This window comes from Desulfopila sp. IMCC35008 (genome assembly GCF_010646885.2).
GTDB lineage: Bacteria > Desulfobacterota > Desulfobulbia > Desulfobulbales > Desulfocapsaceae > Desulfopila.
Genome location: NZ_CP050700.1, coordinates 3,750,386 through 3,765,946 on the forward strand (window position 1 = coordinate 3,750,386; position 15,561 = coordinate 3,765,946).

Genomic DNA, 15,561 nt, shown 5'->3' on the forward strand with positions numbered 1-15,561 from the left:
CGATCTCTCCTCGATCAGGAGAACATGGTGGAATAAGTGCTGCCACAACCTTACTGAGATCTGTCCAGCTCCTGTCGTATAGCGAGCCCGAGTTTGGCAACGGTGTACGGTTTTTCAAGAAATGAATCAACACCAAGCTCCCGGAGTTTCTCCTGGGAATCGGGATCGAAGAAACCACTTGTAACCACCCCTTTCTGATTGGGATATTTCGAAGCAATTTCCCTGAACGTGGCCAGCCCACCCAAACCACCAGGCATGACCATATCGAGCAGAACGAGGTCAACCGGATGTTGCTCCATAACACGAACCGCCTGTTCACCACTCTCTGCAGTCAGGACCACATAACCAAGCTTTTGCAGTGTAGTCCTGGCAATATCAAGCTGGTCTGCGGCATCATCCACAACAAGCACCGTTTCCGTACCGGAAAAATCATCGATCTGACGGTGTTTGCCATGCACAACACTTTTTTCCCTGGTAGCCGGGAGGTACATGGAAAAAGTCGTCCCCTCACCCTTGGTACTCTCTATGTCAATATACCCGCTATGGTCCTTCACCGTAGCCCAGATAATAGACATCCCCAATCCCGTGCCGCTCACCTCATGACTCTTCTTGGTATAAAAGGGTTCAAACACCCGCTGCAGGTCCATAGGGTCTATGCCAACACCCGTATCTCTCACCGTGACACATACATATTCACCCTTTGGAATCCGTTCATACCCTTCATGTTCAGTGTCCAGATAAATATCACTTGCCGAGATCGCAAGCTCACCCTGTCCCCCACCCACCATCGCCTCGACACTGTTATTGACAATATTCATAATAGCCTTCGAAAGATGGACCTCCGACCCTTTAACCTTCATGAGCCCATCCTGGAGGTTTGTTACAACTTGAACATGATCATTTTTCGCCTTTACCTGCTGAAACTCTATGGATTCGAGATAGTCGGTAATGATAGCAGCCACGTCACACACTTCGAGCATCTGGGCACTCCTGCGCGCCAGTGTTAAGAGGTCCTGCACGATATTAGCCGCTTTTTTTCCAGATTTGCGAATGACGGCAATTTTCCTATACATCGGATCATCGGGTTCCATCTCATGGAGAAGGAGATCGGGATAAGAGACCAGGCCACTGAGAATATTGTTCAGGTCGTGAGCTACCCTGGCGGCGAGGTTCCCCATTACTTCAAGCTTCTGGGCCTTCATCAGCTGCACCTCCAGCTGTTTATGCTCGTTGATATCCCTGATTATGCCCTGGGTGCCTGTAAATATTTTTCCCCCTCTTTCATTCTCGGTGTAGATACCTCCTGCCGAGACACTGAAGTATCGTAAACCCCTGCTATTCTGATCCATTGACTTTGACAGGCGCAGGCGAAGCTCAAGATTGGTCGTAGCGCGCTCCCCCGTACGCTGCTCGTTAATCTTATTCCTCGCCCGGTTGATATCGGTCGAAGAAACCAGATCAAATATGGACTTTCCAAGGAGCGACTCAATGGTCACGCTATACTGCTCAACTGCGGGGCTCACAAAAGTAATTTTCGCATCCCGGTCCAACCGGTAAATAATATCGGGTACCGTGGTGAGGATCGATTTCAGGTCCTTCTTACTCACCTCGAGGCGTGACAGAGCATTATCCGTTTCCACTCTGGCATTCTGGTGAAAATGTCGATATTTTAGAGTAACGAATAGAAAGGTATTAAATATCAAGGTAACAGTGGGTAGCAACGGGGAGAACAGGTAGCCGGTATCCCTAAAGGCCCACCCGGCACCGAGCCAACTTAACCCGACCCCAAAAAACCCGAAAATAACGGTGCAGGGAATAGGCAGATAGATGGCAATAAAGATCAACACAAGGCTGAAACATATAGTTACAACTACCTCGAATGTCACAAAATCCGGTGTCCGCACCACTGGTTTGCCAGACAACAGCGACTCGAGTGCCTGCTGATAGATTTGAAGTGCAGGAGTAGTTGGTGAATACGGAGTGGCATATTCATTGGTCAAACCCGCTGCTGTTATACCAACCAGTACCACCGTATCCTCAAAAAGTGCTGAGTCGACTCTGCCCTCCAGAACGTCAGCTGCAGACAAGGAGGCATCTTTCTCGGTCCCTGTTCTCCGAAGCAGAAAATTTCCTTCGTTGTCGGTCGGGATAGTGAGACCACCTAAATAAAGTGATGTAATCTGGCTTGTATCGCGGGAGAGGACCATGTTGCCCACCGGGTACAGCATCTCCAGTAAACTTAAGGGAAGAGAGGGATATAATCGCCCCTGGTACTCAATCATAAGCGGTACTCTGCGTAATAGACCGTCACTATCGGGTGTACCGTTCAAAAATCCTGAAATTGCAGCAGAGGCCATGAACATATCGAGGCTGCACACGACATCACGGGCAACATGGAAGGAACCGTAAGGCACAGAGATGCCCTTACGACCAACCCTCACGGGATATACAGGATGCAGCTGACAAGCTTGGTCTTTTCCCTGTTTCTCCTCGAACAGAAAGGCATAGCCCAGGGAGAACGGTCCACCCGACAAGGCCCCGGCAAGAAGGGTATCGCCCTCGGGCCCTCCGGCCTGCTGTTCGGACAGCAGTAAGTCCACACCTATCGCTGCTGCTCCTGCATCACTTATAGTTGCCAGAAGGCGGGCAAGTCTCTCCCGCGACCACGGCCACTGACCATACTGCTCAAGAGAGGTATTATCAATTGCAACAACAGTTACCTTGCTAGAACCACGGAAAGGTTCGGCGGATTGACTGACAACATCGGTAGATTTAAGCAGAAAATATTCAACAGAAGGAAGACGACTATAGTATATGACAGACAGGAGCAGCGTCACCATAACACCGCTTAACAGCACGGTGCGGCGCAGGTTTCTGCGACTCCTGGATGATGAAGGTGAATTTTTCATCGAATGACCGACCTCAATTATCTCACCACTACCTCTACTCTGCGATTTTTCGATTCGTGGACATTGTCACCGGTTTGAATCAACAGATTATACTCACCATGAGAGTCAATTTCTATTGACTCAGGTTCAACACCATTTTGTACCAACAGTTTTTTTACTGCTTGAGCCCGTTTCAAAGAGAGTTGTCGATTATACTCCTCATCCCCTGCCGTATCGGTATGGCCGATGACACTGATGTTGGCAGATTCCCGTTCCTCTATGACTAAGAGAACTTCCGGTATGGTTTTCCTGGATTGTGCAGTCAGTTGTGTAGACTCACTTTTAAAATAGAGAACATGATGGACAGGCTGAACAGGAAGGCGTGCCAGGACATCTGAGAATTTCGCCTGAATCTCCTCTTCGGATACTACTTCCGGAGAATCGGGTAAAGCTTCCATGCTGCGGGCAATGGTTGCCTCTCCGGCCTTGCTGATCTCAACGACTCCACTCTTGGTCATCACACTGACCTGCCCGACATGGCCATCCGGGTCCGGCAACAGAATTACAGTTGTTTTGCCTGAACACCCAGAAAGAAGAACGAGTAAAAAGCAGAGAAACAGCGGCCAATAACTATACCGGCTCTTTGTCATGATTTTAGGATTTGTATGTGGACTAATCCACCTTCACAAGAAATTTTGTTCCCCGTACGCCAAGCGTTGCATTGGGAGTCTGCACCTTCACCTTCTTCGGGGCCAACTTACCTATCTGCCCGGTAACAAATGAAAACGACCCTTTGATCAGTCGGGTAATAAAGGAAAGCTCCTCCTCAGCCGGGTTAAATACAAAGTCCTCAACGACTAATTCACTGTTTGCGCCCAGAGCAACAACCGTATCATCTTTGAATATCAACCCAACACTACTATCTTTACCGGTCCTGATCGTATCCCCAGTACGAAAATGCATGTTCTCCCGAACGGTAACCCGTTCACTGGAACTGACCAGCACAACATCCCCTTTCAGAGAATCGACAAATCCCGCCGATATAGATGCCTCGGCGCACTGCCCCGCACGACCGGCCATGATGAAGGAAATCACCATAATTATAAAGCAAATTCTCTTCATAAGTCACACTCCGAATACCAATAATAGGTGGCACTCCCGCTTGTCACATGTTTTAAGGTGATATATACTGAAAACTACCAGCTTTCAGGGTGAATCACAAATATTTCTTTATCCGGCCCATCTTGTCGTCAGGCACACAGAGTTTGTACATATAAAGAAAAAAACCGGTAATAATGGTGCACAGACCTTCCTGCTGTGTGTGCCAAACTTTTCCAAAACGGGAGTACCTCTATATGAGATTAGCAGCCACTGATTTCGGCCTGACCAGACAAACCATCATAGAACAGGATAGCGATGGAACCCTTGCCCTACTTATCGACCGTAAAAGCCGGATAATTATGGCAGATGGAAGAAAAATTATCGATAAGATCATAAAAATCAGGGAGAAACTTCCCGGTGTATCAATAGTCATTAAAACTTCTGCACCGGTATGCAGCAAGACAAACGCACTCCTGGAAAAGCAACAAATCCGGATAGAATCTCTTTGACCACTCAATAATGATGTTCACATCCGGAAGCGGGCTACACAAAACTGCAGAATAATTCTTCCAACTGTTTTCTGGTACGCTTTATTTCATCCAGACTATCCGCGCACTGCACGCGCACCTTTTCATCACCACCATCGAGTAGCTGTTTCTGCAAAGGACAGACATACCATGTGCAGATAAACGGTCGCTCCAGCCGTGCAAGCCGACACCCATCCGCCTGCAGATGCATACAAACTCCATTTTCTTTTTTGTGTATTTGCCTGACGGGTATGGTTTGCTTGTGAAAACAGGAGAACAAGACATCCCGGAAATCATACCAGACGGTGGCGTGGCGGCAACACACATCATCGCAGGAAGGACAGCTCTGCCTGCAAAGTGTTGTCAGGATCTCATCGATGCTCTCATAGTTTCTTGCAATCTGCTGCGTGAGAGAGGAAAGGAGACTGGAATTTTCCATGGAGAGAGCACCAGCAGCCGTGAATAGTGACATTTCCATCTCGGCCCACAACTCCGGTCGCTGCCAGGGACTACTCTCAACATCCTGAATCATGGCTGCAACAAATCCAACGCCCTGCGGACAAGGCAGTCTATTGAGACACCACGTTCCCCTGAGAGCCGAAGAAGCCGCTCATGAACCTCCGGGGAAAGAGTAACTGTACAGGTATCCGCATGATTCACACTACTCCTTCCACTGACCCTTTCTGCTCCATCACCAAATTTTTCAGTTAAGGCATTTTCGATGGTTTCACCAAGTTTGTCCAGCTCGTCCATATCTGCCTTCACGTTTAGTTTATCCCTCATCCTCAACGTTCCCTGCTCTCTTTTATCCGAAATCTATCTCAACGCATCTGGAAACAACAACCAGCCTAAACCCGGATATTTCATAAAAAAACTCTCTCCATGTCTAGATCACTATGGCATGTCAGGAGTTGAATCAGAGATTTCCTGTGAACCTTGAGGTACAGACCATCTCGACTCGTGAACTATCCGGGCTAATTCCTCAACATTTTCTTCATCCTCAAAACCGTTGCGACCTCAATAAGAATCTTCCCCATCTCCTCAGCTGCCGGACTCTTTTTCTTAAATTCAAGAACAGACTTACCGGTTATCAGGCTCTGTTTGTATGCCTCCCTGTCGTGCATCATCGTTTCAAAAGCAGGAAAGGAATAGTGCTTATTTAAGGCAACTTTAAAATCATTGGCCAGGATCGTTCTCGGCTTCACCCTATTCACCAGAAAGCGGCACTCCAGTTTGGGATTCACCTTATCCCTGATGACCTTGAGCGCCTGAACTGTCTTACCGACACCGCGAATATCAAGAGGACTTGGCTGCAGAGGAATTATCACCAGCCTTGAGACGGCAGCCGCCTGGTACATTATCTCATGGCTGTGTGGCGGGGTGTCGATGAAAAGTGCCTTGTATTTATGGACAATCGATTTGACGAGCCGATGTGGCTTTTTGGTGCCTTCATAAAGGGAGAGGTTGGCTCTTTTGTAATTCTGCAGGGTCTCGAGACAACTTAACTGCTGATCCGCATCGATAAGGGCGACCTTATATGAAGCGCTCAACCCCGCCACCCCAAGAGCAAGATTCATCGAGACAGTGGATTTACCGACACCACCTTTCTGACTTGCAATTGTTACAATCATGACTGTCCTCACCGTCTAAAATTGCATTACCGCCCCTGGGATTGTCGCAACAGATCATTGCATAACAAACCAATCCCGTCGACTTTGACACCCTTTCAAGGGTATGCCATTTAGCAAGATATTTCAATCAGTTATTTTGACATTCATCAAAGTTGAAAATAACTCGCAAGCTGGGCTGACACCAATTTCTGAGAACTGAAAAAGCCCTTTTATATTGAATATTAATCGGCCAGACTTATAACTTAAGAGTACCTTGAAAAATCAAAAGTTCGAAATCTCCGCTTATCTGTGCAAATTCGAGGCACATTTAAAATGTAACTTCAGGCGTATAATTGAGATATTGAGGATCCAATTTTGAATGCAACGCCAAAGTTGACCGTATGAGCAGTTTTTCAGGGATAGCCTTTAGCGTAGTTTGAAAACTAATTCCAGGGAGGGGTATATGACATTGCAGGAAAAAGCGGTAAAGAGACTTGAAGTTGAACTTCTTGCAGGAGGAAACAGGAATTCATACAATCTGACCCCTTCGCCCGTGGTCCTCAGTTTTATCTACGCCATAGAAACCGAATTGACTCCTTTTGAGCTGACACTGAGCACTTTAAAGAAAGGGGATACTGTAACAGTTGAGCTGTCCGGCCCTGAGCTCAAATCCTACTTCGGCAGTCTTTATGGCAAGGTCATTGATCTCACCAGGATGCACTTGATTCCGACAAAAATTTTCTTGAGGTTGACCTTGCAGAACTGGAGTGACACAACACCCACAGAGGTGGTACAAGCCATGGCCAGGGCTACAGGACACGGTAGTTGCGGTGGTGGTTGTGGCTGCGGGTGCAGCGGCTAGAAGAATTGAAAACGTGACAACACCTGCCGTCTCTTCAGTATTTAAAGTGGTCGTAATCAGTGGTCGATCAACACCATGAGCAGTCCAGGGCTCATTTCATGAAATAATCGATCAATTGACGAAAAGTATTAAAAGCGATTCTGGCTTCTTTAACGTCACCAAAACCATAAGCGGCATAGCCGAACTGAGCACCGGCACTTTCAGTCGCCTCCTGATCCCCTTGTGTATCTCCGATATAGATGGGATTCTGGAGGTTATGTTGTTGCACGAGCAACCGTATCATCTCGGACTTGCCCACACCGGAATCACCGTAACAGTCCTGGCCTTTAAAAAGGTGTTCAACCGCATACTGCTGCCAGAACGATTGCAAATACCAGGACTGACAATTGCTTACCAGATACAGCCCGTAAGAACCGGACAGTTGCTGAAGCCCTTCGACAACATCCGGAAAAACAACCCCGCCCGAGACTTCGATTGAGAACTTTTCTTTTTCGTCCAGCAAGGGTTCGAGAGCGTGACAATCAACGTCATCCAGATGACCGAAAAGTGATGTAATGCAATCGCTAAACGGTAGGCCACACACTCCACGAATATCATCCGCGGTCACCCGGAAATTTGCCAGGTCAGTGAGGGAAAGTGCTGCATTCCATCCCTCGGCGGTTGCTTCCGTGGCATCCCACAGGGTTCCGTCCAGATCAAAGATTATTGAATCGTACTTACGCATTGTTATATGTCTCTCTTATGGGTATTTTTATCTTACAACTGCTATTTCGTCGAATCACAGCGTTGCAACTTGATTTCTTATCCTCTTTAGGCCGGATTTATCACAAACATTATTCATGTAATTCCGATTCCGGGAAAAAATCATACTCAATGATTGCTGTGAGGTAAACCATGACCTTCTCGATTATTCTCTTACTCACGGCATTGCTGTTTTTCATCATCCATCTCTATGTCTTTATAGACATCATAGCGGGCCTGAGCCGCATGGGGCTCTTAAGGGAGAAGAAGAGAAGCGCAGGGGAGCAACCCAAGGTTACCGTTATTGTCCCTGCCTGCAATGAAGAAAAGACAATCGGCCCTGCCTTGCAGAGCCTTCTCAGCCAGGATTATTCAAATCTTGAAATAGCAGTTGTCGATGACCGCTCGGATGATACAACCGGCGAGGTTGTCGCAACAATGCAGCCCCACTCCCGACATCCCTTACGATTACTGAGAATCGACCACCTCCCGGAGGACTGGCTGGGAAAACCTCATGCCCTGCAGAAAGCTGCCGAACAGAGCGAGGCTGACATTTTTCTCTTTACAGATGCCGATATCATGATGGAGCGCAGTTCGATATCCCGGGCGGTAGCCGCAATGATAGAAGACAATATTGACCACCTTTCAGTAACGTTTCAGCCACTCGGAAATAATTTCCTGCTCAATGCCATGATTCTTGATGCTGCCAGCGGACTTCTGGCACTGTTTAAACCCTGGAAAGTTGATAATAATAAAAACAGGTATTTTTTCGGGGTCGGTGCGTTCAACATGATACGTGCCGGTTGCTATTTCGAATGTGGGGGCCACCGCACAATAAAGATGCACCCGATTGATGATCTCATGCTCGGCAAGATCGTAAAACAAAACGGCTTCAGACAAAAATGTCTCCTTGGTTATCGTATGATAACAGTGCATTGGTACAATTCGGTTCCGGAAATGGTTGATGGCCTGGCGAAGAACTCATTCAGTGTCTTTCATTACCGACCCTGGTTGGCAGCGCTTTCTGTATGTTTCATGTTCCTTGTCGCCGCCCTCCCCTTTGGGGGGATGGTTCTGGTGTCAGGCCCGGCGTTCTGGTTGTTTGCAGGAACCTTTACTCTTCGACTTACCGGTTTTGCCCTTGGTGCCATTCTCTGCCGTATGGCACCGCTGACGCTCATCGGAGCCATATTTGCTCCTTTTATCACACTCTATATTGTTGCCAGAGCCGCTGTAAAAACAATTCGAAATAAAGGAATCACCTGGCGTGGTACCTTTTACCCATTAAATAAACTTCGCAAGAGCGCTCCTCTCCTGTTTTAATGCAACAGCAAGGTAAACTCGCAACTACATTCCTGATGTCCCCTGTTGCTCCGCTGAAAAAGAGGCTGAGTTACAGGGAGAATCATGAGTACATCTTAACACCAATATAAATGAGAAGCCCTATGGATAATACATCGATAAAAATGTTGCTTGAAGACCTCTGCTCAATGGCAGCTGAACTTCTAACCCTGAATGCCGAAAAGCTGCAGATCAGAAAATCAGAGCTGGATGCATATGTAGATGCAGTTACAGAAAAAATGTCCGGTCCTTCCAAACACATCGCAGGCCGGGAGTTTGAGAAATGCCGGGTGTACGCACGGGAATGGATAAAGGTCTATAGCGATACAACGTTTGACGACACGTTGAAAAACGACATTTTGAAAGAAGATGCGGCAGAGTTTTTCTTCACCGTGGATGAACGGATAATAGGTGTCCAGAAAAAATTCTTCCTGCTCGGCATGCAGGAGGAAGTCATGTCACCAAGTGAACCCTTTTCTCCTAAACAACGAGAAGCAATAATCGCAAAAACAAAAATCAGGATGCTGGCAAGGGCTCAAAACCTTAAACCAACCAGCAAAACCAAACCGGCCACATCAGCAGATCATGCCGATACGGAACGCCTCTGGTACTTTGGCGACAGGCAGAACCTCCTGCAATCTAGCGAAGCCGGCCTTTCAGACCGGGAGGCTCTCAACTATCTGCTTGGCAGTTCCAACTAGTTTCCATCCTCAAACTAGGCGTTTCGAAGTCTACGCTTATCTGGTCAAGACCGAGGCATGTGAAAACTTTTACCGCAGGCATATAATTGATATTTCGGAGTCTCGTTCCTCACGTACCGAAGGATAAAATTTTGAACATAACGAAGATATTGACCCAAAGGGCAGTTTTAGGATGGGAACCAACTAGAAACCGCCCTTGTCAGGCCTGACTGATAACGATCAGGCATCCATTTTCTCCCTGAATGCACAATAACCAGGACGAGGACCTATCTGCGGATGATTCCGGCAGGTATCAGGTCGTTTCGAGTAAATGGTGCAATGTCTGGTCAGGCTATCCAGATAGATACAGTCCCCGTTCGCCATCCTGGCAAGGGTGAATGTTTTGGTTTTGGAATGAAAGTGTTCAACCAGCCTCTTTTTTATGAGCCTTCGGGCCACGAACTTGAGCTCATCCTCCAGTTCAAACTCATCCATTAACTCCATTCGTACCAAATCCTCTGGCTTGACTTCAACAGGTAGACTGCAGCACGAGGCACTACAATGATAACATAATTTTTTCCTGTATTTTGACCAGGTAGCGGTATTATCCATATCTGCCCGGGCAACAGGTAACTGCATCATGACTTATAACTCCTTTCTGAAAAAAAGTGACTTTCCTACCATAATCAGACCGGAATTACGATATTTTTCATAACAAGGGAAACACTATGCGTTACAAGCTGAATACAGAGTTGCCTCATCCGTTCAGACCTTGAACCCCACACCCATCGCCCTCTTTTTATCATAGCAGCCTGTACTTTTTACGAATCAGGGGACAGCTCTTTTTGACACCATGATGTTTTACGAGTATATCAATACATGACCTCGCCAATTTTTTAATGGACCGATACTGAAAAAACAGTAGGAGGAAGCATCATGACTGAAACAGTGAATAACGACATCCCGGAGAAAAAAGAGATAAAAGAAGAACCGGAACAGGCGTGGTATGATGTTTTGGTTAAGGTCGTTCAGGAATTCTTAGATTTTAATATGCACACCTACAAGACAGAGAAGACGCCACGACTGTAGCATAGCACCTTCTCAAAAAAGGGCTTTACCGGACCAATCCAAAGCGCCCCTGCCTTGACAGAAAAAAGGGAAGCGCTCCGCAACCGTGGGGACATATCTCATGTTATTCCCGTAGCGACCTGCTGTTAAAGGTGCTTTGAGAAGAAGGCCGAAGCCTCCTCATTCTTTCGGCTCCAGATAGTACCTGATGATACGCTGCACTTCGGGTGTAAACATATTCTCCTTACTCACCAGGAGCATATCTGTATAGAGTAGCGGCTCCACCTTCTCTTCCAGAATCAACCTATTAGCAATTTCTACTCCCATATAGCCCATCTGAAATGGATTTTGCAGAATAGTCGCATCCATCCCATTGCTGAAAAGAGCCTCTCTGACAGTTACATTGAAATCAAAACCGATAAATTTGATCTCCGAAGTATACCGCCCCTCATTCAGTGCACGCAGGATGCCGAGACTAGCCTCTTCACCAACGGAGAAGATTCCTTTCACATCAGGCTGATCGCGCAGCAAATACGACATAGTCCGATATGCCTCACCCATCGAAGCACCGACATAGGGATCGGCTACAACCTGAATTTGCGGATATTCCGATACGAGAGTCTCCAAAAAAGACTGCTCACGTTTTTGGGTGGAGGCATGGCCTTTAATGTGCCTTGCAAGGATAACTTTCCCGGAATTTCCTATTAATGCAGCCAGGTGGTCAGCAGCCATCTTCCCGGCAATTGCATTATTCGACGCAATGACACAGGTATGATAGGAGGAGGTCATATCAGAGTCCACAAGAACGACCTTGATACCCTTTTCAACCGCATGTTTAAGAGCCGGGGCCGTCGCGCTTTCATGATTCGGCGCCAAAACAATAGCATCAACCTTCTGCTTAATCCCATATTCAATGATATGTAATTGTGCATCGTGATGATTTTCGGAAAAAGGAGCACGAACGGTAACCTCCACGCCAAGTGTCCTTCCAGCCTTCATGGCACCTTCACTGACAAGTGCCCAGAATGTAGCTTTCTCCCCCTTCGGAATAACCAAAACCTCATGTTTTGCGTAAATCGCCGTTGCAGTACAAAAAGAAAGTATCAGGTGTAACACATAGATTCGTACCAGCTGTACCATTATCTACCCCTCACTCATCCCACCAGACATGAGACATGCAATAAAGTGTGCTGCAGGAAGACCGCCTGAAAACATCCCGATTTGATGCAACATTTTATCACTTATCACCACGGCAGGTAAACACCCCCCACAATAAAACAGCTATATCATTGTATTTCAGTAAAAAAATGCCCTCTTCTCCGGGTGTCACCGTAAGAGCGTACTTTTGCCTGTCGTTGTTTGACCTGCAACGACCTCATTCAGAATTGCTTGCCATCAATGTTTTTCTTTAGTTGCGCAATGTCGAGTCCAAGTGCAAGGCACTCCTTCCCTTGCATGCATCGTTCTGCATCCATCAATGCCAGAAAATGGTCCAGGCTGTGAGTGTCTTTATTCATATGAACGACCCATGCCTTCTCAGAATGATCGAGAGCGACCTTGATATCTATGCCGCAAACCCCAATGTCCGGATAGAGCGAAACTATTTTCTCACATAATTGTTTTTCGGTAAACATGACCTCTACCTCCATAGAAGAGAATGAGAATAATTCCCACACAGAGAATATATGCATTTATGTGGGTTTTACATCTCTCTGGAAGTTCTCCCCTTGGGTCATGTTTATGAAGTTCTGCAAAGTGTATCAGTACCGTTGTTACCATGATCTGTGCGAGCTCCTGCTGTCTTTAACAGTCAGGTTGTCTTATAATCAGTATCAGCACTATTACAGATACACATCTGGCGGTGCGCGCCATTCAATTATCAATTGGCGCCAGCCCCCCTATACGCCACCAAACATATCCTTTCCCAACAAAGTGAAGGGGAAGATTTTACTGCCTCATGATTCAAATATTGTGTCCAGGCAGACCATGCCGAAAAGAGAATAAGCGGTTGCCGAAGAAGCATTACCACCTTTGACTTTCATGATCTATTATATTTTTTAAAGACACCTGATCATGTCGGTTCCCGAAGATCTCATAAAGGTGTCCATTTTGACGAGGTGACAGAAACAAGACGATCACCCCGGTTGTGCTGCAAGAACGATAATTTAAACAATTTATTTATAAGGAAACCCCAAATGACACTACAGGAACAATACAATTTAGTACCGGGTAATTATGCGAAAGAAATGGCTTCCATCTCGGTATGGCCCCATCTCAAAAGTATGGTCGCAGAGGTTGCTGAACTCGTAGGAAAGCAGGTTGCAAACCTCCGATCCACAGAACAGAAGTCAGAAGGCTAAAAGCCACTATGAGTTGTAAGATTCGTTCATCTCATAGATGAGGTGAACGAGTCTTCAAATAACCCACCATCCCCTGTATCTCACGCTCTCCCCGACAACTCCACCACCCTACCCCTTAGCGCTGTATCCAGGCCACTCACCCTGAAATTGCCTGTCATGCTTGTTCCCCAGAGTCCTGAATCGGCTACACCAGCCTGAACATCTTGAAATATGAGATTTTTTATGGAATCATTGATCGTACTTAAAACTTAGCGGTTTCCAGTGTTGTACTGTTAAGTTTTTCAATATTAATTGCTGAGTGGTGGATGATGAAAAACTGGAAGATTAGAACACAGTTGGGAGTAGGCTTTGGGGTGGTTCTCTGCTTAACGATTATTGTGGGTATCAGCGGTTTGTATTCCCTCAACAAGGTATTGGAGGCATCCGAACTTTTTAGAAGAATCAATTCAGAACAGGAACTTTTCAGTCAGATCAAGGAACAGGTTTCTACCTTTGTATTAAACGGCCATACTGATGGTCGGGAAAAACAGGAAATTGCCAAATCTATAGTTTTAGAAAAACTTCAGGAGAATATTGTTTCGCTGGAAGAAAGGGTTGCCATATCAAACCCCAGTGAGAAAGCAAGTATTGAGCGTTCACTTTCCTCTTTTCGTTTGTATCATGATAATTTTGCATCGTATGCTCGTCTTGAGAAAGAAAAAGCACATTATTCCACTATAATTACTGAAGCGTCTCTGGGGCTACCGGAAGTCATTAATGAGGGGAAATTCAAGGTTGAGAAAATGACCTTGGCCGCCAGTGCTAACCATAGCAAAGTCACGGCCTATATGGAGAGGGCAAATGAAAAACGTCAACAGGATCTAGAAGGAGCTATGGCAGCGTTAAATAAAGCTATTGCAGACTGGCATGACTTTATTGGCAACAGCGAGATATTGTTAAAACAGCACTCGAGAATAACAGAGCAGATGACAATAATGCAGGAAGCTTTGGCAAATTATTCAGCTGCAGTCGCTACCCAGAAGAAGTTGTTTTCTGACATGATATCGGAAGAGAAAAGTATTTCTGCAAACATAACGCAGCTACTTAATGAGACAGAAAAAAATCTCAACAAGATGAAAAAACTAGCCTGGGTAGTAATTCTTGGTGCCCTTGCTGTAGCTGTTCTTTTCGGTATTTGCTTTGCATGGCTCACCACTCGGTCTATCTCCGGTCCAATAGCTCAGGTAACAGCAGGCTTAAAAGATGTTGCAGAAGGGGAAGGCGACCTGACTAAAAGACTGGATATCCTGCTCAGGAATGAAGTTGGTGAGCTTGCCTCCTGGTTCAATGTGTTCATCAGTAAAATCAGCGATCTCATCTCAACCATCTCTGAAAACTCAAAGCAGCTCAATAGCTCCTCAGAAAAACTTCTCGGTATTTCAGAAAAGATGTCGACTGGCGCGGCTAATATGTCCGAATTGACAACATCAGTAGCAACAGCTTCAGATGATATGAGTTCCATGATGTCATCTGTTGCTGCAGCCAGTGAGCAGGCAGCTGCGAATGTCGGCCTGGTGGCCTCTGCAACCAGTGAAATGACAAGCTCCGTAGAGGAAATAGCAGTAAACAGCGAAAAAGCAAGAAGCGTAACACAAAGTGCTGTGGCGACTGCAGGAAGTGCAGCGGAAAAAGTCCATGATCTTGGTAAGGCAGCCGAGGCTATTTCAAAGGTTACAGAGGTCATCACTGAAATATCGGAGCAAACAAACCTCCTCGCTCTCAACGCGACCATTGAAGCTGCCAGAGCAGGGGAAGCAGGCAAGGGGTTCGCCGTTGTCGCCAATGAAATAAAAGAACTCGCTTCTCAAACGGCACGGGCAACCCTGGACATCAAGTCTAAAATTGATAGTATACAAGAATCTACCGGCCATACGGTTACTGAAATTGATGAGATCAGTAAAGTAATACAGGAGGTAAATGATACTGTTGGGGTCATTGCCACAGCGGTAGAGGAACAATCGGCCACGACCAGCGAAATAGCTGAAAACATTTCGCAAGCGGCCTCCGGCATTCAGGATGTCAACAAGAACGTTGCCCAAAGTTCGAGGGTCTCAACAGAGATTGCCAAGGATATTGGCGAAGTCAGTGAAGATTCCGGAGAAATGGCAAATGATAGTGGCATCGTAAAGGACAACGCAAACGAACTGGCAAAACTCGCAGGGGATTTACAATCACTAGTGAACAGCTTTAAATATTAATCCAGGTGCTGGTGGAGTAACAACCGTACTCATCAGTTGGTCGCTCCGGCAAGAGCTCTCTTGCCGGAGCGACCTGTTGTTTTCAATGTTGATATACATTCAGAACCCAATGCTGCAGCCCTTACGACAAGTTTATAAACCCGACA

At 46.4% G+C, this 15,561-nt stretch carries 17 protein-coding genes; 7 read left to right on the forward strand and 10 right to left on the reverse strand.

Annotated features, from left to right (window positions below):
- Nucleotides 1-50: 50 nt before the first annotated feature.
- The 3 genes from GA520_RS16425 to GA520_RS16435 are packed head-to-tail and all read right to left on the reverse strand — an operon-like array spanning nucleotide 51 to nucleotide 4,010.
- Complete coding sequence (locus GA520_RS16425) at nucleotides 51-2,909, reverse strand: CHASE2 domain-containing protein (RefSeq protein WP_163338559.1); 2,859 nt, start codon at nucleotides 2,907-2,909, stop codon at nucleotides 51-53.
- Between the two features lie 17 nt (nucleotides 2,910-2,926).
- Nucleotides 2,927-3,538 carry an OmpA family protein gene (locus tag GA520_RS16430; protein ID WP_163338558.1) on the reverse strand — a complete coding sequence of 204 codons (612 nt, stop codon included), beginning with the start codon at nucleotides 3,536-3,538 and terminating at the stop codon, nucleotides 2,927-2,929.
- A gap of 22 nt (nucleotides 3,539-3,560) precedes the next feature.
- Nucleotides 3,561-4,010, reverse strand: coding sequence for a FecR domain-containing protein (locus tag GA520_RS16435; RefSeq protein ID WP_163338557.1), 450 nt, complete (start codon nucleotides 4,008-4,010; stop codon nucleotides 3,561-3,563).
- A gap of 233 nt (nucleotides 4,011-4,243) precedes the next feature.
- Here GA520_RS16435 and GA520_RS16440 point away from each other — a divergent pair, with 233 nt between their 5' ends.
- Nucleotides 4,244-4,498, forward strand: a complete 255-nt coding sequence (locus GA520_RS16440) for a hypothetical protein (protein ID WP_163338556.1) — start codon at nucleotides 4,244-4,246, stop codon at nucleotides 4,496-4,498.
- 34 nt (nucleotides 4,499-4,532) lie between these two features.
- Here GA520_RS16440 and GA520_RS16445 read toward each other — a convergent pair whose 3' ends face one another.
- The 3 genes from GA520_RS16445 to GA520_RS16455 form a co-directional block, all read right to left on the reverse strand.
- Nucleotides 4,533-5,048, reverse strand: a complete 516-nt coding sequence (locus GA520_RS16445) for a hypothetical protein (protein WP_163338555.1) — start codon at nucleotides 5,046-5,048, stop codon at nucleotides 4,533-4,535.
- A complete protein-coding gene (locus GA520_RS16450; RefSeq protein ID WP_163338554.1) occupies nucleotides 5,045-5,299 on the reverse strand; it encodes a hypothetical protein in 255 nt (84 codons plus the stop codon). Before GA520_RS16450 ends, GA520_RS16445 begins: the two co-directional genes overlap by 4 nt.
- 191 nt (nucleotides 5,300-5,490) lie before the next feature.
- A complete protein-coding gene (locus tag GA520_RS16455) occupies nucleotides 5,491-6,147 on the reverse strand; it encodes a ParA family protein (RefSeq protein ID WP_163338553.1) in 657 nt (218 codons plus the stop codon).
- 442 nt (nucleotides 6,148-6,589) lie between these two features.
- On the opposite strand from GA520_RS16455, the gene GA520_RS16460 reads away from it, so the two are divergent.
- On the forward strand, nucleotides 6,590-6,988 hold the full coding sequence (locus GA520_RS16460) for a hypothetical protein (protein ID WP_163338552.1): 399 nt from the start codon (nucleotides 6,590-6,592) through the stop codon (nucleotides 6,986-6,988).
- A 91-nt stretch (nucleotides 6,989-7,079) separates the two neighbouring features.
- Here the strand turns inward: GA520_RS16460 and GA520_RS16465 are convergent, their stop codons facing one another.
- Nucleotides 7,080-7,712: an HAD family hydrolase gene (locus tag GA520_RS16465; RefSeq protein WP_163338551.1), complete on the reverse strand. Its 633-nt coding sequence runs from the start codon at nucleotides 7,710-7,712 to the stop codon at nucleotides 7,080-7,082.
- Between the two features lie 170 nt (nucleotides 7,713-7,882).
- On the opposite strand from GA520_RS16465, the gene GA520_RS16470 reads away from it, so the two are divergent.
- Both GA520_RS16470 and GA520_RS16475 read left to right on the forward strand, forming a co-directional pair.
- Entirely contained in the window at nucleotides 7,883-9,052 is a 1,170-nt protein-coding gene (locus GA520_RS16470; RefSeq protein WP_163338550.1) for a glycosyltransferase family 2 protein, read from the forward strand.
- Between the two features lie 122 nt (nucleotides 9,053-9,174).
- Nucleotides 9,175-9,771 (forward strand): hypothetical protein, encoded by a 597-nt coding sequence (locus GA520_RS16475; RefSeq protein WP_163338549.1) that lies wholly within the window; start codon nucleotides 9,175-9,177, stop codon nucleotides 9,769-9,771.
- Between the two features lie 219 nt (nucleotides 9,772-9,990).
- On the opposite strand, the gene GA520_RS16480 is transcribed toward GA520_RS16475, so the two are convergent.
- Nucleotides 9,991-10,392, reverse strand: a complete 402-nt coding sequence (locus tag GA520_RS16480) for a YkgJ family cysteine cluster protein (protein ID WP_163338548.1) — start codon at nucleotides 10,390-10,392, stop codon at nucleotides 9,991-9,993.
- 294 nt (nucleotides 10,393-10,686) lie between these two features.
- Between GA520_RS16480 and GA520_RS16485 the strand changes: the two genes are divergently transcribed.
- Nucleotides 10,687-10,839: a hypothetical protein gene (locus tag GA520_RS16485; RefSeq protein WP_163338547.1), complete on the forward strand. Its 153-nt coding sequence runs from the start codon at nucleotides 10,687-10,689 to the stop codon at nucleotides 10,837-10,839.
- A 159-nt stretch (nucleotides 10,840-10,998) separates the two neighbouring features.
- On the opposite strand, the gene GA520_RS16490 is transcribed toward GA520_RS16485, so the two are convergent.
- Entirely contained in the window at nucleotides 10,999-11,958 is a 960-nt protein-coding gene (locus GA520_RS16490) for a substrate-binding domain-containing protein (protein WP_163338546.1), read from the reverse strand.
- Nucleotides 11,959-12,197: 239 nt separating this feature from the next.
- Nucleotides 12,198-12,452, reverse strand: a complete 255-nt coding sequence (locus GA520_RS16495) for a hypothetical protein (protein WP_163338545.1) — start codon at nucleotides 12,450-12,452, stop codon at nucleotides 12,198-12,200.
- Between the two features lie 561 nt (nucleotides 12,453-13,013).
- On the opposite strand from GA520_RS16495, the gene GA520_RS16500 reads away from it, so the two are divergent.
- Both GA520_RS16500 and GA520_RS16505 read left to right on the forward strand, forming a co-directional pair.
- Nucleotides 13,014-13,178, forward strand: coding sequence for a hypothetical protein (locus tag GA520_RS16500; protein ID WP_163338544.1), 165 nt, complete (start codon nucleotides 13,014-13,016; stop codon nucleotides 13,176-13,178).
- 305 nt (nucleotides 13,179-13,483) lie between these two features.
- Nucleotides 13,484-15,415, forward strand: coding sequence for a methyl-accepting chemotaxis protein (locus tag GA520_RS16505; RefSeq protein ID WP_163338543.1), 1,932 nt, complete (start codon nucleotides 13,484-13,486; stop codon nucleotides 15,413-15,415).
- The last annotated feature ends 146 nt before the right edge of the window (nucleotides 15,416-15,561 follow it).

Coding starts and splice junctions, on each gene's coding strand:
- GA520_RS16495 (WP_163338545.1), bottom strand. CDS start 12,452: ATGTTTACCGAAAAACAATTATGTGAGAAAATAGTTTCGCTCTATCCG.
- GA520_RS16460 (WP_163338552.1), top strand. CDS start 6,590: ATGACATTGCAGGAAAAAGCGGTAAAGAGACTTGAAGTTGAACTTCTT.
- GA520_RS16435 (WP_163338557.1), bottom strand. CDS start 4,010: ATGAAGAGAATTTGCTTTATAATTATGGTGATTTCCTTCATCATGGCC.
- GA520_RS16455 (WP_163338553.1), bottom strand. CDS start 6,147: ATGATTGTAACAATTGCAAGTCAGAAAGGTGGTGTCGGTAAATCCACT.
- GA520_RS16445 (WP_163338555.1), bottom strand. CDS start 5,048: ATGATTCAGGATGTTGAGAGTAGTCCCTGGCAGCGACCGGAGTTGTGG.
- GA520_RS16480 (WP_163338548.1), bottom strand. CDS start 10,392: ATGATGCAGTTACCTGTTGCCCGGGCAGATATGGATAATACCGCTACC.
- GA520_RS16490 (WP_163338546.1), bottom strand. CDS start 11,958: ATGGTACAGCTGGTACGAATCTATGTGTTACACCTGATACTTTCTTTT.
- GA520_RS16465 (WP_163338551.1), bottom strand. CDS start 7,712: ATGCGTAAGTACGATTCAATAATCTTTGATCTGGACGGAACCCTGTGG.
- GA520_RS16425 (WP_163338559.1), bottom strand. CDS start 2,909: ATGAAAAATTCACCTTCATCATCCAGGAGTCGCAGAAACCTGCGCCGC.
- GA520_RS16430 (WP_163338558.1), bottom strand. CDS start 3,538: ATGACAAAGAGCCGGTATAGTTATTGGCCGCTGTTTCTCTGCTTTTTA.
- GA520_RS16500 (WP_163338544.1), top strand. CDS start 13,014: ATGACACTACAGGAACAATACAATTTAGTACCGGGTAATTATGCGAAA.
- GA520_RS16470 (WP_163338550.1), top strand. CDS start 7,883: ATGACCTTCTCGATTATTCTCTTACTCACGGCATTGCTGTTTTTCATC.
- GA520_RS16450 (WP_163338554.1), bottom strand. CDS start 5,299: ATGAGGGATAAACTAAACGTGAAGGCAGATATGGACGAGCTGGACAAA.
- GA520_RS16440 (WP_163338556.1), top strand. CDS start 4,244: ATGAGATTAGCAGCCACTGATTTCGGCCTGACCAGACAAACCATCATA.
- GA520_RS16505 (WP_163338543.1), top strand. CDS start 13,484: ATGATGAAAAACTGGAAGATTAGAACACAGTTGGGAGTAGGCTTTGGG.
- GA520_RS16475 (WP_163338549.1), top strand. CDS start 9,175: ATGGATAATACATCGATAAAAATGTTGCTTGAAGACCTCTGCTCAATG.
- GA520_RS16485 (WP_163338547.1), top strand. CDS start 10,687: ATGACTGAAACAGTGAATAACGACATCCCGGAGAAAAAAGAGATAAAA.